Origin of the sequence: Cupriavidus agavae, assembly GCF_004217045.1 — a bacterium.
Classification (GTDB): Bacteria; Pseudomonadota; Gammaproteobacteria; order Burkholderiales; family Burkholderiaceae; genus Cupriavidus; species Cupriavidus agavae.
This window is the reverse complement of record NZ_SGXM01000001.1, coordinates 1,779,028-1,798,587: the sequence shown is the minus strand read 5'-3', so window position 1 is coordinate 1,798,587 and position 19,560 is coordinate 1,779,028. Positions and strand designations below refer to the sequence as shown.

Annotated in this window: 22 protein-coding genes; 14 read left to right on the top strand and 8 right to left on the bottom strand. The window is 66.2% G+C overall.

Annotated elements, in window-relative coordinates:
- Positions 1-110 precede the first annotated feature (110 nt).
- Positions 111-542, bottom strand: coding sequence for a DUF1841 family protein (locus tag EV147_RS08135; protein WP_130390583.1), 432 nt, complete (start codon positions 540-542; stop codon positions 111-113).
- Positions 543-671: 129 nt separating this feature from the next.
- Between EV147_RS08135 and EV147_RS08130 the strand changes: the two genes are divergently transcribed.
- Both EV147_RS08130 and EV147_RS08125 read left to right on the top strand, forming a co-directional pair.
- Entirely contained in the window at positions 672-1,595 is a 924-nt protein-coding gene (locus EV147_RS08130; protein ID WP_130390582.1) for a DMT family transporter, read from the top strand.
- A gap of 97 nt (positions 1,596-1,692) precedes the next feature.
- A complete protein-coding gene (locus tag EV147_RS08125) occupies positions 1,693-2,280 on the top strand; it encodes a malonic semialdehyde reductase (RefSeq protein WP_130390581.1) in 588 nt (195 codons plus the stop codon).
- Positions 2,281-2,350: 70 nt separating this feature from the next.
- On the opposite strand, the gene EV147_RS08120 is transcribed toward EV147_RS08125, so the two are convergent.
- The 4 genes from EV147_RS08120 to rsxB form a co-directional block, all read right to left on the bottom strand.
- Positions 2,351-3,325, bottom strand: coding sequence for an alpha/beta fold hydrolase (locus tag EV147_RS08120; RefSeq protein ID WP_130390580.1), 975 nt, complete (start codon positions 3,323-3,325; stop codon positions 2,351-2,353).
- Positions 3,322-4,878 (bottom strand): flavin-containing monooxygenase, encoded by a 1,557-nt coding sequence (locus tag EV147_RS08115; protein ID WP_130390579.1) that lies wholly within the window; start codon positions 4,876-4,878, stop codon positions 3,322-3,324. Before EV147_RS08115 ends, EV147_RS08120 begins: the two co-directional genes overlap by 4 nt.
- 149 nt (positions 4,879-5,027) lie before the next feature.
- On the bottom strand, positions 5,028-5,672 hold the full coding sequence (gene nth / locus EV147_RS08110; RefSeq protein ID WP_130390578.1) for an endonuclease III: 645 nt from the start codon (positions 5,670-5,672) through the stop codon (positions 5,028-5,030).
- A complete protein-coding gene (rsxB, locus tag EV147_RS08105) occupies positions 5,669-6,388 on the bottom strand; it encodes an electron transport complex subunit RsxB (protein WP_130390577.1) in 720 nt (239 codons plus the stop codon). The genes nth and rsxB overlap by 4 nt, the downstream gene beginning before the upstream one ends.
- A gap of 206 nt (positions 6,389-6,594) precedes the next feature.
- Between rsxB and EV147_RS08100 the strand changes: the two genes are divergently transcribed.
- A complete protein-coding gene (locus EV147_RS08100) occupies positions 6,595-7,230 on the top strand; it encodes a TetR family transcriptional regulator (protein ID WP_130390576.1) in 636 nt (211 codons plus the stop codon).
- Positions 7,231-7,321: 91 nt separating this feature from the next.
- Here the strand turns inward: EV147_RS08100 and EV147_RS08095 are convergent, their stop codons facing one another.
- Together EV147_RS08095 and EV147_RS08090 are read right to left on the bottom strand one after the other, a co-directional pair.
- Complete coding sequence (locus EV147_RS08095) at positions 7,322-8,560, bottom strand: polyhydroxyalkanoate depolymerase (RefSeq protein WP_130390575.1); 1,239 nt, start codon at positions 8,558-8,560, stop codon at positions 7,322-7,324.
- Between the two features lie 243 nt (positions 8,561-8,803).
- Complete coding sequence (locus tag EV147_RS08090) at positions 8,804-10,000, bottom strand: amino acid aminotransferase (RefSeq protein ID WP_130390574.1); 1,197 nt, start codon at positions 9,998-10,000, stop codon at positions 8,804-8,806.
- A gap of 156 nt (positions 10,001-10,156) precedes the next feature.
- On the opposite strand from EV147_RS08090, the gene uvrB reads away from it, so the two are divergent.
- The 11 genes from uvrB to iscX all read left to right on the top strand — a co-directional run bounded on the left by uvrB (position 10,157) and on the right by iscX (position 18,815).
- Positions 10,157-12,250 carry an excinuclease ABC subunit UvrB gene (gene uvrB / locus EV147_RS08085; RefSeq protein WP_130390573.1) on the top strand — a complete coding sequence of 698 codons (2,094 nt, stop codon included), beginning with the start codon at positions 10,157-10,159 and terminating at the stop codon, positions 12,248-12,250.
- 116 nt (positions 12,251-12,366) lie between these two features.
- Positions 12,367-12,588, top strand: coding sequence for a hypothetical protein (locus EV147_RS08080; RefSeq protein WP_130390572.1), 222 nt, complete (start codon positions 12,367-12,369; stop codon positions 12,586-12,588).
- Between the two features lie 47 nt (positions 12,589-12,635).
- Positions 12,636-12,875: a hypothetical protein gene (locus EV147_RS08075; protein ID WP_130390571.1), complete on the top strand. Its 240-nt coding sequence runs from the start codon at positions 12,636-12,638 to the stop codon at positions 12,873-12,875.
- Between the two features lie 213 nt (positions 12,876-13,088).
- Entirely contained in the window at positions 13,089-13,643 is a 555-nt protein-coding gene (iscR, locus tag EV147_RS08070; RefSeq protein ID WP_130390570.1) for a Fe-S cluster assembly transcriptional regulator IscR, read from the top strand.
- 74 nt (positions 13,644-13,717) lie between these two features.
- Entirely contained in the window at positions 13,718-14,938 is a 1,221-nt protein-coding gene (locus EV147_RS08065; protein ID WP_130390569.1) for an IscS subfamily cysteine desulfurase, read from the top strand.
- Positions 14,939-14,994: 56 nt separating this feature from the next.
- Positions 14,995-15,390 (top strand): Fe-S cluster assembly scaffold IscU, encoded by a 396-nt coding sequence (iscU, locus tag EV147_RS08060; protein WP_130390568.1) that lies wholly within the window; start codon positions 14,995-14,997, stop codon positions 15,388-15,390.
- 47 nt (positions 15,391-15,437) lie between these two features.
- Complete coding sequence (iscA, locus tag EV147_RS08055) at positions 15,438-15,758, top strand: iron-sulfur cluster assembly protein IscA (RefSeq protein WP_130390567.1); 321 nt, start codon at positions 15,438-15,440, stop codon at positions 15,756-15,758.
- A gap of 75 nt (positions 15,759-15,833) precedes the next feature.
- Entirely contained in the window at positions 15,834-16,352 is a 519-nt protein-coding gene (gene hscB / locus EV147_RS08050; protein WP_130390566.1) for a Fe-S protein assembly co-chaperone HscB, read from the top strand.
- 9 nt (positions 16,353-16,361) lie between these two features.
- Complete coding sequence (hscA, locus tag EV147_RS08045; protein ID WP_130390565.1) at positions 16,362-18,227, top strand: Fe-S protein assembly chaperone HscA; 1,866 nt, start codon at positions 16,362-16,364, stop codon at positions 18,225-18,227.
- A gap of 32 nt (positions 18,228-18,259) precedes the next feature.
- The gene (fdx, locus tag EV147_RS08040; protein WP_130390564.1) at positions 18,260-18,598 is read left to right on the top strand and encodes an ISC system 2Fe-2S type ferredoxin; all 339 of its coding nucleotides are present in this window, start codon (positions 18,260-18,262) and stop codon (positions 18,596-18,598) included.
- Between the two features lie 22 nt (positions 18,599-18,620).
- The gene (gene iscX / locus EV147_RS08035) at positions 18,621-18,815 is read left to right on the top strand and encodes a Fe-S cluster assembly protein IscX (RefSeq protein WP_130390563.1); all 195 of its coding nucleotides are present in this window, start codon (positions 18,621-18,623) and stop codon (positions 18,813-18,815) included.
- 73 nt (positions 18,816-18,888) lie between these two features.
- On the opposite strand, the gene EV147_RS08030 is transcribed toward iscX, so the two are convergent.
- Positions 18,889-19,488 carry a glycine zipper 2TM domain-containing protein gene (locus EV147_RS08030; protein WP_130390562.1) on the bottom strand — a complete coding sequence of 200 codons (600 nt, stop codon included), beginning with the start codon at positions 19,486-19,488 and terminating at the stop codon, positions 18,889-18,891.
- Between the last annotated feature and the right edge of the window lie 72 nt (positions 19,489-19,560).

The following is a 19,560-nucleotide window of genomic DNA, read 5'->3' as shown; positions in this document are numbered from 1 at the left end:
CAAGCCTAGCACGTGCGCAGAAGCGCGCTTGTCAGGCGTTGTCTGGTATTTGAGGAAGCAGAATAGGGAGCGCCGGATGAATGTGATACATGGGGCGCTTCAATCGCGTCTCATCCCCGCGCCCGCCGCAAGATATCGTCCACATACGCCTGCCCGTCCGGTGGCATGCCGTTGCGCTGGGCGTTCCAGAGCATCTGGCCGAGCGCTTCCATGATCTGGTGCTGGGCGTCGTGGGTGGAGTCGAGCCGGCGGCTCAGGGCCTCGCAGGCGGCGCGGATGCCGGGGGGCTGGTCGATCGACACCTGTTCGGAGATCGACAGGTGCATGGCCAGGTGCAGGAACGGGTTGGTCTGGCCGCCTTCGGGCGTGTAGTCGCGCGTCAGGGCGCCTTCGGTATCGGTCAGCAGCGCGTGGTATTCGGGGTGCTGGTCGATCCAGTCGACGGCGATGGCTTCGAGCGGCGTGAGGACATTGCCCGCTACGCGCTTCTGCCAGGCATCGCAGAAGAAACGGCGGACTTCTTCTCTTGAGGGATTGAACATGATGGGCGCTATTGTAAGGCAGCGCCCCGGAATGCGCCGGCGCGGCATCGGGGATCGGCCGGGTGCCGCCGGCGTCGCGCAGGCCAGTAGAATGCAGCGTTCCCGCTCTCTTGGCTCCCGCTCCCCACGATGACCGCTTCCGCCACCCTCGGTCCGGCCCGCGACAAGTTCGCTGGCGTGCTGCTGATTGCACTGTCCGCCACCGCTTTCGGCGCGATGGCGATCTTCGCGCGTTTCGCCTATGCCTCGGGTGCCGATGTCTACGGGCTGCTGGCGGTCCGTTTCGTGGTGGCCGCCGTGGCCATGGCCGTGGTGCTGCGTACGCGCGGCATCGCGCTGCCGCCGTGGCGCCGGGTGCTGGCGCTGGCGGCGATGGGCGGCATCGGCTACGTGGGCCAGTCCTACTGTTTCTTCACCGCGCTGAACCACGCGCAGGCCAGCCTCGTGGCGCTGCTGCTCTATCTCTATCCGCTGTTCGTGACGCTGCTGGCGGCCGTTTTCCTCAAGGAAAAGCTGACCACCACCTCGGTGATCGCGCTCGTGCTGTGCTCGGTTGGTGCCGGGCTGACCGTGGGCGGCGGCGAGGGCGCGCCGCTCGGCATCGCGCTGGGCGTGGCGGCGGCCGTGATCTATTCGGTCTACATCGTGGTCGGGGCGCGCGTGACGGCCGGCGTCAACGCCATTGCCACCACCACGGTGATCTGCGCGGCGGCGGCCGTGGTCTACGTGACAGTCGGCATCGTGCGCGCCGGGCTGGGCGTGCCGCCGCAGTTTCCGGGCACCGGCGGCGGCTGGCTGGCGCTGCTGGGTATCGCGCTGGTGTCCACGGTGCTGGCCATCCTGACCTTCTTCGCCGGCCTGCAGCGGCTGGGCGCGGCGAAGGCGTCGATGCTCTCGACGCTCGAACCCGTGGTCACCGTGGTGCTGGCGGCGGCGCTGCTCGGCGAGCACATTGGCGTGACGCAGGCCGTGGGCGGGGCGCTGATCCTGCTCGGCGTGCTCTGGCTGACGCGCCGGGCCAGCGGCACGCCGCCCGCAGACGCCCGGGATTGAATCGTTTTGAACGACTTCGACGAAGGCCGTCGCGCACGAGTGCAACAGCGTAGGTACAATTGCGCTCTCTTTCATCACGAAAACCGGAAAACGCGCAATGAAACCCGTCGATCAGGCCGTTATTGCACAATTGTTCACTGAAGCCCGCACCCATAACGTGTGGCAGGACAAGCACGTCGATGACGCCGTGCTCAAGCAGATCTACGAGGCCATGAAGTTCGGCCCGACGGCCGCCAACGGCTCGCCGGCCCGCATCGTGTTCGTGAAGTCGGCCGAGCAGAAGGCGCGTCTGGTGGAGTGCGTGGCGGCCGGCAATGTGGAGAAGACCCGCTCGGCGCCCGTGACGGCCATCGTCGCGTTCGACAACGCGTTCCACGACCAACTGCCGAAGCTGTTCCCGCACGCCGATGCGCGCGCCTGGTACGCCGGCAACGACGCCAAGATTGCCCGCGACGCGCTGATGAACAGCTCGCTGCAAGGCGGCTACTTCATCCTGGCGGCTCGCGCGCTGGGCCTGGACTGCGGCCCGATGGCCGGTTTCGATGCCGACAAGCTCAACGCCGCGTTCTTCCCGGACGGCAAGTGGCAGGTCAACTTCCTGATCAACCTGGGCTATGGCGAGGCCGACAAGCTGCATCCGCGCCTGCCGCGCCTGACCTTCGACGAAGCCTGCAAGATCGTCTGAGCGGGATCGGAGTGAGACAAACGAGCAAGAAACTGCATGTTTTCTTGCTCGATCGTCTCACCCTATCGCACTAGGCGTCGGCGGTGACCGGTTGCGCGAGGCTGGCCGCCGCCTCGCGCACGAACGCCACGCTGGTGTCCACCGCCGTCACCGGCAGCATGTGGCCGCCGGACACCAGCGTCAGCCGGGCATGCGGCAGGCGGGCCACGAATGCCTCGCCATTCTCGCGATAGTCGAGGATGCGGTCTTCGCGGCCGAACAGGATGCTGACCGGCACCTGCAACGTGCCATAGAGCGGCAACAGCGCCGGCAGGCTGTCGGGCACGCCGCGCAAATCCTCCGAAGCGGCCAGGAAATGGCCGGGGCGCAGCGCCAGCAGGCCGCCACCGCGCGTCGGAAAATCCTCAGGTACTGAATCTGGACCAAATACGATGTCCATGACCTGCTCGCGGTTGCGGATCGACATCGGAATCAGCAGCGTCCAGGCAATCAGCTTGCGCGCGAACGCGCTCTTCATCGCCATGGCCGCGAACACCGGAGATACCACCTCGGGCGGATGGGTCAGCGGGGCGATCAGCGCCAGCCCGCCCACGCGCTCCGGGTGATAGGCGGCCAGCGCCAGCGCAATCGCGCCGCCGAGCGAGTGGCCGACCACCAGCGGTTTTTCCAGTCCAAGCTGGTCGATCAGCGCCGCCAGCGTGTCGGCCTGCGCCTTGAGATCGGCGGACGCGCCCGGCGCGCGGGTGGACCAGCCCGCGCCGGGGCGATCCACCGCCACCACGCGATGGTCGCGCGCCAGCGGCCCGATCATGCCGTAGTCGAAATTCGCCAGTTGCCCCGACAGGCCGTGCACCAGCAGCACCGGCTGGCCCTCGCCACGCTCCACCACGTGGAGCCGCGCGCCGGGCACCTCGACAAAGCGGCCCGTGGGCGGGAACGCGGCCCCGATCCGGCGCGCCGTGCGCCACGTGAACAGGAACAGGAAGGCCAGCAGCAGCGCGGCCAGCGCCACCGCCGCGAGAACGATCAATAGCAGAATCTTCAAGATTGGGCCTCGGCGAGCGGGTCGTGGTTCGGTAGCGGGGCGGCCTGCGCGGTGTCGAAGCGCAGCACGCCATCGTCGATGCGGCCATGGCGGTTGGTCAGCATGTCCATCAGGTAGTTCTGATACACGCGCCACGGCTTGCGGTCGCCCTGGCGCGGCAGCACGGCTGCGGCGCGCTGCACGTAGCCGGACGTGAAATCAAGAAACGGCGATGGGGCGAGATCGGGCGCGGGGCGGGGCATGGCGATGCGGTGGCCGCGCCGGTCCATGAAGCGCAGCAGGCGGCAGGCGTACTCGGCGGTCAGGTCGGCCTTGAGCGTCCACGAGGCATTGGTATAGCCGAACGCCAGCAGCATGTTCGGCACGTTGCCGAGCATCATCCCCTTGTAGGCCAGGCACTCGGACGGCCGGCGCGGCTGGCCGTCGACGGTCAGCGCGATGTCGCCGAGCACGTTCAGCTTCAGGCCGGTGGCCACCACCACCACGTCGGCCGGCAGCGTCTGGCCCGATTGCAGCACGATGCCGTTGGCGTCGAACCGTTCGATCTGGTCCGTGACCACCGAGGCGCGGCCCTGGCGCAGCGCACGGAACAGGTCGCCGTCCGGCACCAGGCAGACGCGCTGGTCCCACGGGTTGTAGCGCGGTGTGAAATGCGTGTCGACATCGAAACCGGGCGTGAGCTGGGCGGCGGCCATCTGCACCAGCCGCTGCTTGACCTTCGCCGGCCGGCGGCGCGCGAGCTGGAAGAAGAACATGCCGAGCAGCACGTTCTTCCAGCGCGTCAGGCCATAGGCCACGCGCGCCGGCAGCAGGCTGCGCAGCCGGTTGGCAATGGCGTCCTCGCCGGGGCGCGTCACGATATAGGTGGGCGAGCGCTGCAGCATCGTCACATGGGCGGCCGTCTCGGCCATGGCGGGCACCAGCGTCACGGCCGTGGCGCCGCTGCCGATCACCACCACGCGCTTGCCCGCATAGTCGATCGACGCATCCCAGAACTGGGGGTGGACGACCGTGCCCCGAAAGCCGGCCTCGCCGGGGAAGTCGGGCCGGTAGCCCTCGGCATAGCTGTAGTAGCCGGCGCAGACGTAGAGCAGGCGCGCCTTGAAGCGCTGGCGGGCCTGGTCGGCGGCGCGTTCGACGTCGACGGTCCAGCATGCCTCGGCGCTGTGCCAGGCCGCCGCCACGACCTTGTGGCCGAAGCGGATGCGCGGGGTAATGCCCGCCTCGTCGGCGGTTTCGCGGATATACGAGAGGATCGACGGGCCATCGGCAATCGCCCGGGCGCCCCGCCACGGCTTGAAGCGGTAGCCGAGCGTGTACATGTCGGAGTCGGAGCGGATGCCGGGGTAGCGGAACAGGTCCCAGGTGCCGCCGATGGCGTCGCGCGCTTCGAGGATGGCGTAGCGCTTGTTCGGACACTGCTGCTGGAGCTGGCGCGCGGCGCCAATGCCGGACAGGCCGGCACCGACGATCAGGACGTCGAGGATGCCTTCGGCATCGGAAAAACCTGAAGAAACTGCATCGTCTGCTGCATGGACTTCGGGGGCGGTCATGACAGGTCCCGGACGCGTGCGATGACCGCATAGGGTAGCAGCGTTGCGCCCGGGGCGGGTGCGGGACGGCGGTGTTTGGAAGAATCCGCCCAACCTCGCACTTTCCCGAATTGCCAGCGATTGCCTGGGCTTTCGGGGCGCGCGCCGCTTCAGACGTTCGGGGCCGGCGTCTTGGGCTTGAACTCGCAGAGCGGCTCGATGGCGCAGTGCCAGCATTCGGGCTTGCGCGCCTTGCAGACATAGCGCCCGTGCAAGATCAGCCAGTGGTGGGCATCGTGCAGGAACTCGGTCGGCGTGACCTTGAGCAGCTTCAGTTCCACGGCGTCCGGCGTCTTGCCCGGCGCCAGCCCGGTGCGGTTGGCGACGCGGAAGATATGGGTATCGACGGCAATCGTCGGCTGCCCGAACGCGACGTTGAGCACCACATTGGCGGTCTTACGACCTACCCCGGGCAGCGCCTCCAGCGCCTCGCGCACCGGCGGCACCTTGCCGCCGTGCTGTGCCACCAGGATGCGGCACGTTTCCATCACATGCTTGGCCTTGGTCTTGTACAGGCCGATGGTCTTGATGTACTCGATCAGCCCGGCCTCGCCGAGGTCGAGGATCTGCTGCGGCGTGTGGGCCACCGGATAGAGCTTGCGCGTGGCCTTGTTCACGCCGACATCGGTGGCCTGCGCCGACAGCAGCACGGCGATCAGCAGCTCGAACGGCGAGCTGTATTCGAGCTCGGTCTCGGGGTTCGGATTGACTTCGCGCAGGGTCTCGAAGATGGCGAGGCGCTTGGCGGGGTTCATGGTGTCTCGTCGGTGTTGCGCGGCTTCACGGCCGCGGCCTTGGCCCGGGCGCGGGCAATGGCGGCCTCGATGATCGCCTTCTTGCGCGCCTGCGCGGCCTGTTCCTCGGCCGAGGCGGCGCTCTCGGCCTGCAGGGCTTCGAGCTTGGCGGCAGCCTTGGCGGCCAGCCGGGCGTCGTTTTCCTCGCGTTCGCGCACCAGCCGGGCACGGCGCGACACGTAGCGGGCGTGGGCCGAATCGGCCTGTTCCTGCGACCACGCCTGCCAGCCCGTGGCGGCGCCGGTGACCGGGATCATGGCGATGCAGTCCACGGGGCAGGGCGCCACGCAGAGGTCGCACCCGGTGCACCAGTCGGGCAGCACGGTATGCATCTGCTTGGCGGCGCCCACGATGGCGTCCACCGGGCAGGCCTGGATGCACAGCGTGCAGCCGATGCAGAGCGATTCGTCGATACGCGCCACGGCGCGCGGTTGTTCGGTGCCGCGTTCCGGGTCGAGCGGCTGCGGCGCGGTGCCCAGCAGCGCGGACAGCCGCACGATGCCGGCTACGCCGCCGGGCGGGCAGCGGTTGGTCTCGGCCTGGCCCGCGGCCATGGCTTCGGCATAGGGACGGCAGCCATCGAACCCGCACTTGGTGCATTGGGTCTGGGGCAGCACGGCTTCCAGGCGGTCCGCCAGGCCGGCGGGGCCGGTGGCGGTCGGGGGGGTGTGGGTCACGACTGCAACACTGCGGACAGCGAATTGGGATGTTTCGTGGGAGCGACGGTTCGCCAACGCCCTCTGCGGAGCGTGTGCGGCAAGGATTATCCCCGATTTCGCCGCAGTGCAGAAACGGCGATCATGACCCGTCACCCGATCGAGGGAGGAAGGCGAGGGGGGTGACGGCTGTGCCATAATCCGCGCAATCGACAGACCGGAACTACATGTCAAACGAGCCAAGAACCAAGCGGGACCCGGAAGGCACGCGCCGGCGCATCCTGGCCGCCGCGACCGAGGAGTTTGCCAAGGGCGGGCTGGCCGGGGCGCGCGTGGACCAGATTGCCCGCCGCGCCGAGACCAACGAGCGCATGCTGTACTACTACTACGGCAGCAAGGAGGGCCTGTTCCTGACCGTGCTCGAAAAGCAGTACGCCGAGTTCCGCGCGGCCGAGGAACAGCTCCATATCACCGACGAAGACCCGGTGGCAGCGGTGCGCACGCTGGCCCGCTTTGTCTGGGACTGGTACTACGCTCACCCCGAGTTCATCCGGCTGGTCAACAGCGAGAACCTGCACGAGGCGCGGCATCTGAAGAAATCCGCGCAACTGCACCAGCTCATCAATCCCGTGGTCGACGTGCTGGCCGACATCATCGCGCGCGGCCAGCAGCAGGGCGTGTTCCGCGAGGGCATCGACGTGCCGCAGTTCTACCTGACGATCTCCGCGCTGGGCTACTACGTGCTGTCGAACCGCTACACGATCAGTGCCGTGATCGGCCGCGACGTGGCCTCGGAAGAAGAACACGCGCGCTTTGCCGACCTCCATACGGACATGCTGCTGTCGTACCTGACCCGGCGCTGAGCGGCGCTGACGGCGCTCAGCGGCTGACCCAACGCAAAACGCCCGCGAATACTCGCGGGCGTCTTGTTTTTGGCGGATCGACTACGGCAATTCAGTGCTTGCGGATGAAGTCGCGCAGCTCCGGGTAGATGTTCTCGCGCCAGCGTCGGCCCGAGAAGATCCCGTAATGCCCGCACTTCGGCGCGGTGATGTGTTGCTTGCGTGTCTTCGGGATGCCGCCGCACAGGTCGTGCGCGGCCGCGGTCTGGCCGGCGCCCGAGATATCGTCGAGTTCGCCTTCGATCGTCAGCAGCGCGGTGGACTTGATGTCCTGCGGACGCACCGGCACGCCGTCGATCTCCCACGTGCCGTTGGCCAGCCGGAACTCCTGGAACACCTCGCGGATCGTGTCGAGGTAGTAGTCGGCGGCCATGTCCAGCACCGCGTTGTACTCGTCGTAGAACTTCACGTGCGCGTCGGCGTCGTCGGCATCGCCCTCGACCAGGCTCAGGTAATAGTCATAGTGCGAGGTCAGGTGGCGGTCCGGGTTCATCGCCACGAAGCCGGCGTGCTGCAGGAAGCCGGGGTAGACGCGGCGGCCATGGCCCGGATAGTTGGCCGGCACCGTGTAGATGACGTTGTTCTCGAACCACTCGTACGACTTGTTGGTCGCCAGCGAGTTGACCGATGTCGGGCTCTTCCGGGCGTCGATCGGGCCGCCCATCATCGTCATCGTGCGGGGCGTCTTCTCGCCGGCCGAAGCCATCAGCGAGATCGCGGCCAGCACGGGCACGGTGGGCTGGCACACCGAGATCACATGCAGGTTCTCCGCGCCGATGTGGCGGATGAACTCCTGGATGTAATAGATATAGTCGGAGAGGTGGAAGTCACCGTCCGAGGCCGGGACCATGCGGGCATCGACCCAGTCGGTCACATAGACTTTGTGATCCTGGAGCAACGTGCGGACCGTGTCGCGCAGCAGCGTCGCGTGGTGGCCCGACAACGGCGCGGCCACCAGCACCACCGGCTCGTCCTTGAGCAGCTTGATGGTATCGGGGTCGTCCGCGAAGCGCTTGAAGCGGATCAGCTTGCAGAACGGCTTCTCCAGCACGGTCTGCTCGACGATCGGGATATCGCGCCCGTTGGAGCGCACCGTCTTGATGTCGAACGCCGGTTTCTCGTACTCCTTGCCGAGCCGGTACAGCAGCTCGTAGCCCGCCGCAAGCCGGGGCGCGCCCGGTAGCAGCGAAAGGGGGCTGAGGGGGTTGGTCAGTGTCTTGGCGGTCGCCTGCATCCACGCGGTAAGCGGGTTCAGCATCGAGCGCTGGAATTCATGCAATTGATAAAGCATGCCTGTCTAGCCTTTCTTGTCGCGAGTGACTCGCACAACGATTATGGCAGCAATCGAACGATCGTGCTCTGCAGCATACCTTCCAAAGGTACGCTGCCACGCGTTGAAGACAATAGGACAATGGCGCTATATCTGGATGACAACGGCTGACAAGACGCGAAAAGGCGACCGGAGTGGCCTTCAGGTCGCCTTTTCGGGGGCGGGCGTTGCAGTTTGGTGCAACGCCCGGGTGCGGCAGCCCGCTTAGTAGACGGCGGCGATGGCTTTCACCACGGCGTCGATGTTGCGGCTGTTCAGCGCGGCCACGCAGATGCGGCCCGTGCCCACGGCGTAGATGCCGTGTTCGGTGCGCAGGCGGTCCACCTGGGCCGACGTCAGGCCCGAATACGAGAACATGCCGCGCTGGGCCTTCACGAACGAGAAATCGCCCGGCACGCCGGCGGCGGCCAGCTTGTCCACCAGCGCATTGCGCATCAGCTTGATGCGGTCGCGCATTTCGGCCAGTTCCTCTTCCCACATGGCGCGCAGTTCCGGGCTGTTCAGCACGGTGGCCACCACGGTGCCGCCGTGGGTCGGCGGGTTCGAGTAGTTCGTGCGGATCACGCGCTTGACCTGCGACATCACGCGCTGGGCTTCGTCCTTGCTGGTGGTCACGATCGAGATCGCGCCCACGCGCTCGCCGTACAGCGAGAAGCTTTTCGAGAACGAGCTCGACACGAAGAACGGCAGGCCCGATTCGGCGAACAGGCGCACGGCGGCGCCGTCACGGTCGATGCCGTCGGCAAAGCCCTGGTAGGCCATGTCCAGGAACGGAATCAGGTTGCGCTCCTTGACCAGCTCGACCACCTGCTTCCACTGGTCGTCGTTCAGGTCCACGCCGGTCGGGTTGTGGCAGCACGCGTGCAGCACGACGATCGTGTTGGCCGGGTACGACTTCAGCGATGCCACCATGCCGGCGAAGTTCAGGCCGTGGCTCGGGGCATCGTAATAGGCATAGTTGACCACCGGGAAACCGGCGGCTTCGAACAGCGCGCGGTGGTTTTCCCAGCTCGGGTCGCTGATGGCGACCGAGGCGTCCGGGTACAGGCGCTTCAGGAAGTCGGCGCCGATCTTCAGCGCGCCCGTGCCGCCAAGTGCCTGAGCCGTCACTACGCGACCTTCCGTGATCAGCGGCGATTCCTTGCCGAACAGCAGGGTCTGCACGGCCTGGTCGTAGGCGGCGATGCCCTCGATCGGCAGGTAGCCGCGCGGCGTGGCGGTGGTCAGGCGGGCCTTCTCGGCCTCCTGGACGGCGCGCAGCAGCGGGATTTTCCCTTCGTCGGTGAAGTACACGCCCACGCCCAGATTGACCTTGGTGGGACGCGTATCGGCATTGAATGCTTCATTCAGGCCCAGGATCGGGTCGCGCGGGGCCATCTCGACGGCAGAAAACAAACTCATTTGGAATCTCGTGGTCAGCTGTGTAACAAAACGGAGGGCGTAGAATGCTTCGGACTGCGCAGGGCTGCGGCGGACCGGGGCAGGGGTTGAACCGGGCCGCGCAACCCCAAGATTCTAGCGTATCCGCCCGTTTTCCTGAGGTATTTCCCTAATTTCATGACGAATCTCGCAGAAGCCGCCCCCGTTCTCGACGAAGAGAAGTTCGTCACGTTTCCGGGGTCCCCGTTCCAGCTCTACCAGCCGTATCCGCCCGCCGGCGACCAGCCCGAGGCAATCCGCCAGCTCGTGGAGGGCGTGGAGGACGGGCTGTCGTTCCAGACGCTGCTGGGCGTGACCGGCTCGGGCAAGACCTACACGATGGCCAACGTCATCGCGCGGATGGGGCGCCCGGCCATCGTATTTGCGCCAAACAAGACGCTGGCGGCGCAGCTTTACTCGGAATTCCGCGAGTTCTTCCCGCGCAACGCGGTGGAGTATTTCGTCAGCTACTACGATTACTACCAGCCCGAGGCCTATGTGCCGCAGCGCGACCTGTTCATCGAGAAGGACTCGTCGATCAACGAGCATATCGAGCAGATGCGGCTGTCGGCCACCAAGAGCCTGCTGGAGCGGCGCGACACGATCATCGTGGCGACGGTGTCGGCGATCTACGGCATTGGCAACCCGAGCGAATACCACCAGATGATCCTGACGTTGCGCACCGGCGACAAGCTGAGCCAGCGCGACGTGATCGCCCGGCTGATCGCCATGCAGTACACGCGCAACGATTCGGATTTCCAGCGCGGCACGTTCCGGGTGCGCGGCGACACGCTCGACATCTTTCCGGCCGAGCACGCGGAGATGGCCGTGCGTGTGGAACTGTTCGACGACGAGGTGGATTCGCTGCAGTTCTTCGACCCGCTCACGGGCCGCGTGCGCCAGAAGATTCCGCGCTTCACGGTCTACCCGTCGAGCCACTACGTCACGCCGCGCGAGACCGTGCTGCGGGCCATCGAGAACATCAAGGCCGAGCTGCGCGAGCGGCTGGATTTCTTCTACAAGGAGAACCGGCTGGTCGAGGCCCAGCGGCTGGAGCAGCGCACACGCTTCGACCTCGAAATGCTCTCGGAACTGGGCTTCTGCAAGGGCATCGAGAACTATTCGCGGCACCTGTCGGGGGCCAGGCCCGGTGAGCCGCCGCCGACGCTGGTGGACTACCTGCCGCCCGACGCGCTGATGTTCCTTGACGAATCGCACGTGCTGATCGGCCAGCTCAACGGCATGTACAACGGCGACCGGGCGCGCAAGACCACGCTGGTGGAGTACGGCTTCCGGCTGCCGTCGGCGATCGACAACCGGCCGCTCAAGTTCGACGAATACGAGCGCAAGATGCGCCAGGCGGTGTTCGTCACGGCCACGCCGGCCGCCTACGAGAAGGAGCACGCCGGCCAGGTGGTGGAGCAGGTGGTGCGCCCCACGGGGCTGGTGGACCCGACCATCGAGGTGCGGCCCGCCACCACGCAGGTGGACGACCTGCTGGGCGAGATCCACGCGCGGGTCAAGGTCAACGAGCGCGTGCTGGTGACCACGCTGACCAAGCGCATGGCCGAGCAACTGACCGAGTTCCTGTCCGAGAACGGCGTCAAGGTGCGCTATCTCCATTCGGACATCGACACCGTGGAGCGCGTGGAAATCATCCGCGACCTGCGCCTGGGCACGTTCGACGTGCTGGTGGGGATCAACCTGCTGCGCGAGGGGCTCGACATTCCCGAGGTGTCGCTGGTGGCGATTCTCGATGCCGACAAGGAAGGCTTCCTGCGCGCCGAGCGCTCGCTGATCCAGACGATCGGCCGGGCCGCGCGCAATGTCAACGGCACGGCCATCCTCTACGCGGACCGCATGACGGATTCGATGCGCGTGGCCATTGGCGAGACCGAACGCCGCCGGGCCAAGCAGATGGCGCACAACGAGGCCCATGGCATCGTGCCGCGCGGCGTGGTCAAGCGCATCAAGGACATCATCGACGGGGTCTACGACCCGGACGAGGTCAAGGCCGAGGCGTCGGCCGCCGCCGAGCGCGCGAAGTACGAGGACATGAGCGAGAAGCAGGTGGCCAAGGAGATCAAGCGCCTGGAGAAGCAGATGCTCGACCATGCGAAGAACCTGGAGTTCGAGAAGGCCGCCCAGGTGCGCGACAAGCTGGCCAAGCTGCGTGCCCAGGTGTTCGGCGGCAGCGCCGACGGCGACCATCTGCTGCCGCCGTCAAGCTGAGGCAATCCCCGAGCCGCCGCGCGTGCCGCCGATGCGCACGTTGCGGCACGGCGTCCTATAGTGGTTAGGCGGCTGCCCCGCGGCCTTGGGCCGCGCCACGAACCCAGGAGCGCGCCATGGTGACGCAGTTCGAGTACGGTGGTTATGCGGTGGTGGTCCGCGCCGTGCGGCACGCGGCGGGCGGGTTTGCCGGCGTGGTCACGATAGCGGACGCGTTCGGCGAGCCCGGCGGCCCCACGTTTGAAACCGAGACAGGCACGGCCGAAACGCCAGAGGCGGCACTCGCCCTGGCCGAGGCCGAAGCCATGCGCACCATCGATGCCGGCGAAGTGAACTGACCAGGGCCCAGGGGTTGGACCGAGACACAGCCGGCCAGGAGACAGGAATGGCCTACAGCAGTGAATGGAAGAAGAAGGTGTTCGACACCCACGAAATCCAGGTGCTCGTGAAGCCCCGCACACCCATCGAATGGGATTACACGGTGCGGGTCTGCCGCAAGGGGACCAATATCCGGTCGGCGGCCTCGCTGGTCGAGAATGCGCCGCCGACGGATCATTTCAAGACGCCGCAGGACGCCGAAGCGGCCGGCTTCGCCCGGGGCAGGGCGCTGGCCGAACAGCTGTAGCCGTCCCGCAGGCCGCGCCGGGCGCTGCGCAAGTGCGCCGCAGCCGGTAGAATCGCGCGTTTCGGCAGGGGAAAACCGGGCTGGAAGCGCCGTTCCGGGGGCCATCGTTATGGGTTTCGGAACAGTGCGTTGCAGCAGGGGGAACTTGACTGATTTAGTCGGGATATCGTAAACTCGACCGAAATCCTCAAGTATTCCCTCTCCCCGAGCATCATGAGACTGACCACCAAAGGCCGTTTCGCGGTCACTGCAATGATCGACCTGGCCATGCGCCAGGATCAGGGCCCCGTGACTCTTGCGGGCATCAGCCAGCGTCAGAAGATCTCGCTGTCGTACCTGGAGCAGCTGTTTGGCAAGCTGCGCCGCCACGAGATCGTGGAAAGCGTGCGCGGTCCGGGAGGCGGATACAGCCTCGCCCGCAAGGCCGAGGACGTCACCGTCGCAGACATCATCATCGCCGTGGACGAGCCGCTGGACGCCACCCAGTGTGGCGGCAAGGGCAACTGCAATGGCGATGACGGCTCCGGCCGCTGCATGACCCACGAACTGTGGGCCACGCTGAACCAGAAGATGGTCGAGTACCTCGATTCCGTATCACTGAAGAATCTGGTCGACCAGCAGCGTGCCCGCCAGCCGGCCGTGTTGCACGACCGCCGCGATGACGCCGCGCAGCAACCGGTCACCGTTTCCCGCAACAAATCCGAAAAACAGGAAAAGCCCGCGCGTGCGCGTGTGGTCAATTCCGTGTTCAGCCTCGCCCAGTCCTGAGCAGCGTCGCAGTATTTATACTAAACTATCGGTAGGCAGTACGCGATTAGCGATCCCTATAAGGCAGTCATAAGATGAGCACCACCCCACACTTCCCGATCTACATGGATTACTCGGCCACGACGCCGGTGGACCCGCGCGTTGCCGACAAGATGATTCCGTACCTGCGCGAGCAGTTCGGCAATCCGGCCTCGCGCAGCCACGCCTACGGGTGGGACGCCGAGCGCGCCGTGGAAGAGGCGCGCGAGCAGGTGGCGGCGCTGGTGGGTGCCGATCCGCGCGAGATCGTGTGGACGTCGGGTGCGACCGAGTCGGACAACCTCGCCATCAAGGGCGCGGCCAATTTCTACTCGGGCAAGGGCAAGCACATCATCACCGTGAAGACCGAGCACAAGGCCGTGCTGGACACCACGCGTGAACTGGAACGCCAGGGCTTCGAGGTGACGTACCTCGACGTCAGGGACGACGGCCTGATCGACATGGACGTGTTCAAGCAGGCGCTGCGCCCGGACACGATCCTGGTGTCGGTGATGCTGGTGAACAACGAGATCGGCGTGATCCAGGACGTCGAGCAGATTGGCGAGATCTGCCGCGAGAAGGGCATCATCTTCCACTGTGACGCCGCGCAGGCCACCGGCAAGGTCGGCATCGACCTGAGCAAGCTGAAGTGCGACCTGATGTCGTTCTCGGCCCACAAGACCTACGGCCCGAAGGGCATCGGCGCGCTGTACGTGCGCCGCAAGCCGCGTATCCGGATCGAGGCGCAGATGCACGGCGGCGGCCACGAGCGCGGCATGCGTTCGGGCACGCTGGCTACGCACCAGATCGTCGGCATGGGCGAGGCGTTCCGTCTGGCCCGCGAGGAAATGGCCACCGAGAACGAGCGGATCCGCATGCTGCGTGACCGCCTGTGGAACGGCCTGTCGTCGATGGAAGAGGTGTACCTGAACGGCTCGATGGAACACCGCGTGCCGCACAACCTCAACGTGAGCTTCAACTACGTCGAGGGCGAGTCGCTGATCATGGCCATCAAGGACGTGGCCGTGTCGTCGGGCTCGGCCTGCACGTCGGCGTCGCTGGAACCGTCGTACGTGCTGCGTGCCCTGGGCCGCAACGACGAGCTGGCGCATAGCTCGATCCGCTTCACCGTTGGACGTTTTACTACGGAATCGGAAGTCGACTACACCGTGGAACTGCTCAAGAACAAGATCGGCAAGCTGCGCGAACTGTCGCCGCTCTGGGAAATGTTCAAGGACGGCGTCGACCTGAATTCGATCCAGTGGGCCGCGCACTGAGCGCAGCCGGCCGGACATAACAAGAACCCCATGAAGATTCGTCAGAGGTAACCAACATGTCTTACAGCACCAAGGTTCTCGACCACTATGAAAATCCGCGTAACGTCGGTTCGTTCGACAAGGACGACGACGCGGTGGGCACCGGCATGGTCGGCGCTCCGGCCTGCGGCGACGTGATGAAGCTGCAGATCAAGGTGAACGAATCGGGCGTGATCGAGGACGCCAAGTTCAAGACCTACGGCTGCGGCTCGGCCATTGCGTCGTCGTCGCTGGTGACCGAATGGGTCAAGGGCAAGACCGTCGACCAGGCGCTGGAGATCAAGAACACGCAGATCGCCGAGGAACTGGCGCTGCCGCCGGTGAAGATCCACTGCTCGATCCTCGCGGAAGACGCCATCAAGGCGGCCGTGGAGGACTACAAGAAGAAGCACGGCGCCGAACAGGCTGCCTGAGCGTCGGCGCACGGCTTTTTTGAAGTTTTGACGACAGCAAGGCGAAGATGATCACAATGACCGAAAAGGCGGCGAAGCACGTCGCCCGCTACCTCGAACGTCGCGGCAAGGGCGTGGGCCTGCGCGTCGGCGTGAAGACCACTGGCTGCTCGGGCCTGGCGTACAAGCTCGAGTATGTGGACGAGGTGCTGCCCGAGGACCAGGTCTTCGAGACGCGTGGCCTCAAGGTCATCGTGGATCCGAAGAGCCTGCCGTACATCGACGGCACCGAACTCGATTTCGCGCGCGAGGGGTTGAACGAGGGGTTCAAGTTCAACAACCCGAACGTCAAGGACGAGTGCGGCTGCGGCGAGTCGTTCCGGGTCTGAGGCCCGGCGTGGCACCACGACAAGGGGGCGGCTCGACCGCTCCTTTTTGTTGGCGAAGTTTTTGAAAGACGCGCTTTGAAAGACGATTTCTTCTCGCTGTTCGGGCTGCCCGCCCAGTATGAAGTGGACGAAGCGGCACTCGATGCGGCCTATCGGACCGTCCAGACGCAGGCCCACCCGGACCGTTTCGCCAATGCCGGCGATGCCGAACGGCGCGTGGCCATGCAGTGGGCCGCGCACGCCAACGAGGGTTACCGGACGCTGCGCCAGCCGCTCAAGCGGGCCATCTACCTCTTGCAGATGCGCGGGGTGGACATCCAGGCCGAGAGCAACACGGCGATGGCGCCGGCCTTCCTGATGCAGCAGATGGAATGGCGCGAGGCGTTGCAGGACGCGGTGGAGGCGCGCGACGTGGGCCGGCTCGACCGCCTGCTGCGCGAGCTGCGCCAGGAAAAGCGTGATCGCCACGCGGCGCTGGGCGCGCTGCTCGACGGTGGCGACAACGAGGCGGCCGGTGCCGCCGCGCGCCAACTGATGTTTATCGAGAAGATCGAACACGACGCCAGCGAGGCGATCGATCGGCTCGAAGATTAGAAGATTCTCATGGCACTGCTCCAGATTTCCGAACCCGGCATGTCCACGGCGCCGCACCAGCGCCGTCTGGCGGTGGGTATCGACCTTGGCACCACCAACTCCCTGGTGGCCGCCGTGCGCAACAGCATTCCCGAAGTCCTGCCCGACGAGAGCGGCCGCGCGCTGCTGCCGTCCGTGGTGCGTTACCTGCCGGCCGGCGGCGCGCACATCGGCTACAAGGCCCAGGACGAGGCAGTACGCGACCCCAAGAACACCATCGTCTCGGTCAAGCGCTTCATGGGCCGGGGCCTGCGCGACGTGGCCAATATCGAGCACAGCCCGTACGACTTCGTCGATGCGCCGGGCATGGTGCAGATCAAGACCGTGGCCGGCGTGAAGAGTCCGGTGGAGGTCTCGGCCGAGATCCTGGCCACGCTGCGCCAGCGTGCCGAGGATTCGCTCGGTGACGATATCGTCGGCGCCGTGATCACGGTGCCGGCCTACTTCGATGACGCGCAGCGTCAGGCCACCAAGGACGCGGCGCAACTGGCCGGGCTGGACGTGCTGCGGCTGCTCAACGAGCCGACCGCGGCGGCCATTGCCTACGGCCTGGACAACGCCGCCGAAGGCATCTATGCCGTCTACGACCTGGGCGGGGGCACGTTCGACATCTCGGTGCTCAAGCTGACCAAGGGCGTGTTCGAGGTGATGTCCACCGGCGGCGATTCGGCGCTGGGCGGCGATGATTTCGACCAGCGCCTGATGTGCTGGATCGTCGAGCAGGCCGGGCTGCAGCCGCTGTCGGCCGAGGACATGCGCCTGCTGATGGTGCGTGCCCGCGCGGCCAAGGAGGCGCTCTCGGCCAGCGACAGCACGGTGATCGATGCCGTGCTGGCCAGCGGCGAGATCGTGCACCTGCCGCTGGACGCCGCGACCTTTATCGAGATCACGAAGCATCTGGTGGAGAAGACGCTGGCGCCGGTGCGCAAGGCGCTGCGCGATGCCGGCGTGGGGCCCGAAGACGTCAAGGGCGTGGTGCTGGTGGGCGGCGCCACGCGCATGCCGGCCATCCGCCGTGCCGTGGGCGAGTATTTTGGCCAGCAGCCGCTGACCAACCTCGATCCGGACCGCGTGGTGGCGCTGGGCGCCGCGATGCAGGCCAACCTGCTGGCCGGCAACCATGCACCGGGCGACGACTGGCTGCTGCTCGACGTGATCCCGCTCTCGCTGGGCGTGGAGACGATGGGCGGGCTGGTGGAGAAGATCATCCCGCGCAACAGCACCATTCCGGTGGCGCGTGCGCAGGAATTCACCACGTTCAAGGATGGCCAGACGGCCATGGCGATCCATGTGCTGCAGGGCGAGCGGGAACTGGCCGCCGACTGCCGTTCGCTGGCCCGCTTCGAGCTGCGCGGCATTCCGCCGATGGTGGCCGGCGCGGCACGCATCCGCGTGACGTACCAGGTGGATGCCGACGGCCTGCTGTCGGTGTCGGCGCGCGAGACCAATTCGGGCGTGGAAGCCTCGGTGACCGTCAAGCCGTCGTACGGGCTGGCCGACGACGATATCGCCCGCATGCTCCAGGAGAGCTTCCGCGAGGCCGAGCACGACATGAAGAGCCGCGCGCTGGCCGAGGAACGCGTGGAGGCCGAGCGGCTGGTGGAAGCCACGGGGCGGGCGCTCGATGTCGACGGCGACCTGCTGTCGGCCGAGGAACGCGCCGCCGTGCAGGCGCTGATGGCCAGCGTACGCGAGATCGCCCGGGGCGAGGACCATCACGCCATCAAGGCCGAGGTGGAACGGCTCTCGCATGGCACCGACGAATTTGCCGCGCGCCGCATGGATCGTTCGATCAAGAGCGCGCTGGCCGGAAAGACCGTGCAGGAACTCGGCTGAGCGCCGCAACCGCACGCAAGCACAGGAAAGAAATGCCACAGATCATCGTCTTGCCCCACGTGGAATTGTGTCCCGAGGGCGCCGTCTTCGAAGCCGGCAGCGGCACCAGCATCTGCGACGCGCTGCTGCAGAACGGCATCAACATCGAGCACGCCTGCGAGAAGTCGTGCGCCTGCACGACCTGCCACGTGGTGGTGCGCGAGGGCTTCAACTCGCTCGAAGATGCCGAGGAAACCGAGGAAGACCTGCTCGACAAGGCCTGGGGGCTGGAACCCAACTCGCGACTGTCGTGCCAGGCCATCGTCGCTGACAGCGACCTGACCGTCGAGATCCCGAAATACACGATCAACCACGCCAAGGAAGGCCACTAAGGCCCACGCGAGGAGTTTTCCCATGAAATGGACAGATACCTACGACGTTGCCGCCGCGCTCTACGACAAGTTTCCTGACGTCGATCCGCTGACGGTGCGCTTCACGCAACTGCGCCAGTGGGTGCTGGAACTCGAAGGTTTCGATGACCTGCCGGAACGCTCGGGCGAGAAGATCCTGGAAGCGATCCAGCAGGCGTGGATCGAGGAAGCGGCCTGAGGCGGTTTTCCCAACGCCTCACGGCATAGTAAAAAGCACGGCTTCGCGCCGTGCTTTTTGTTGCGTTTTGTTGTTATCCCCGCACCAGCACACCCTTCTCCATGTGCACGCGCTCGCCAACTTCCACCCCCGGCGGGTTCTGATAGGTGAACGTGCGGCGCGAGCCATCGTCCATCTTCACGCTGACACGATAGGTCTTGTCGGTGTTCAGCTTCTTCTCGGCGTAATTCCCGCCCAGCCCGCCTGCGGCAGCGCCCGCGACGGTGCCCAGGATACGCCCGTTGCCGTTACCGATCTGATTCCCCACCAAACCACCCACCACGGCGCCACCCAGGGCGCCCAGGCCGCTGGTCGGCTTCTCGGCGGCCACGACCTGCACACCGGTCACATGGCCGGCTGTGCTGCTCGGGCGCGGTGCCGGCTTCGGCTCGGCACGCTGGGCAACTTCACGCTCGGGCGGGCGAGTGGCCGAGCCGGCCGGCTGGCTCGGGGCGGTTTGGCTTTGGCGATATGACGATGCTGGCGACGTGTCGGCCTTGCCGATCGGCAGGACGCCCGTGACAGCGGCCACGGCGGTCAGGCTGGCAATCACCACCGCCACGGCGGCCGTGGCGATCAGCGGATGCAGGCGCCGCGAACGCGGCAGGGTAGGGACGGTTTCCGGACCAGACATGGCAAAAACTCCAAATCGCTCGGGATACTGGAAGTCTGGCCCAATCGCGCGGCAAAATCCGTTCGATTTTGT

Excerpts from the sequence above, each read along its gene's own strand:
- EV147_RS08125 (WP_130390581.1), top strand. The coding sequence starts at position 1,693 with ATGAAACCCGTCGATCAGGCCGTTATTGCACAATTGTTCACTGAAGCC.
- iscR (WP_130390570.1), top strand. The coding sequence starts at position 13,089 with ATGAGACTGACCACCAAAGGCCGTTTCGCGGTCACTGCAATGATCGAC.
- hscA (WP_130390565.1), top strand. The coding sequence starts at position 16,362 with ATGGCACTGCTCCAGATTTCCGAACCCGGCATGTCCACGGCGCCGCAC.
- EV147_RS08095 (WP_130390575.1), bottom strand. The coding sequence starts at position 8,560 with ATGCTTTATCAATTGCATGAATTCCAGCGCTCGATGCTGAACCCGCTT.
- EV147_RS08130 (WP_130390582.1), top strand. The coding sequence starts at position 672 with ATGACCGCTTCCGCCACCCTCGGTCCGGCCCGCGACAAGTTCGCTGGC.
- EV147_RS08075 (WP_130390571.1), top strand. The coding sequence starts at position 12,636 with ATGGCCTACAGCAGTGAATGGAAGAAGAAGGTGTTCGACACCCACGAA.
- EV147_RS08100 (WP_130390576.1), top strand. The coding sequence starts at position 6,595 with ATGTCAAACGAGCCAAGAACCAAGCGGGACCCGGAAGGCACGCGCCGG.
- fdx (WP_130390564.1), top strand. The coding sequence starts at position 18,260 with ATGCCACAGATCATCGTCTTGCCCCACGTGGAATTGTGTCCCGAGGGC.
- EV147_RS08135 (WP_130390583.1), bottom strand. The coding sequence starts at position 542 with ATGTTCAATCCCTCAAGAGAAGAAGTCCGCCGTTTCTTCTGCGATGCC.
- EV147_RS08065 (WP_130390569.1), top strand. The coding sequence starts at position 13,718 with ATGAGCACCACCCCACACTTCCCGATCTACATGGATTACTCGGCCACG.
- iscX (WP_130390563.1), top strand. The coding sequence starts at position 18,621 with ATGAAATGGACAGATACCTACGACGTTGCCGCCGCGCTCTACGACAAG.
- iscU (WP_130390568.1), top strand. The coding sequence starts at position 14,995 with ATGTCTTACAGCACCAAGGTTCTCGACCACTATGAAAATCCGCGTAAC.
- EV147_RS08090 (WP_130390574.1), bottom strand. The coding sequence starts at position 10,000 with ATGAGTTTGTTTTCTGCCGTCGAGATGGCCCCGCGCGACCCGATCCTG.
- EV147_RS08115 (WP_130390579.1), bottom strand. The coding sequence starts at position 4,878 with ATGACCGCCCCCGAAGTCCATGCAGCAGACGATGCAGTTTCTTCAGGT.
- nth (WP_130390578.1), bottom strand. The coding sequence starts at position 5,672 with ATGAACCCCGCCAAGCGCCTCGCCATCTTCGAGACCCTGCGCGAAGTC.
- iscA (WP_130390567.1), top strand. The coding sequence starts at position 15,438 with ATGATCACAATGACCGAAAAGGCGGCGAAGCACGTCGCCCGCTACCTC.
- EV147_RS08030 (WP_130390562.1), bottom strand. The coding sequence starts at position 19,488 with ATGTCTGGTCCGGAAACCGTCCCTACCCTGCCGCGTTCGCGGCGCCTG.
- EV147_RS08080 (WP_130390572.1), top strand. The coding sequence starts at position 12,367 with ATGGTGACGCAGTTCGAGTACGGTGGTTATGCGGTGGTGGTCCGCGCC.
- uvrB (WP_130390573.1), top strand. The coding sequence starts at position 10,157 with ATGACGAATCTCGCAGAAGCCGCCCCCGTTCTCGACGAAGAGAAGTTC.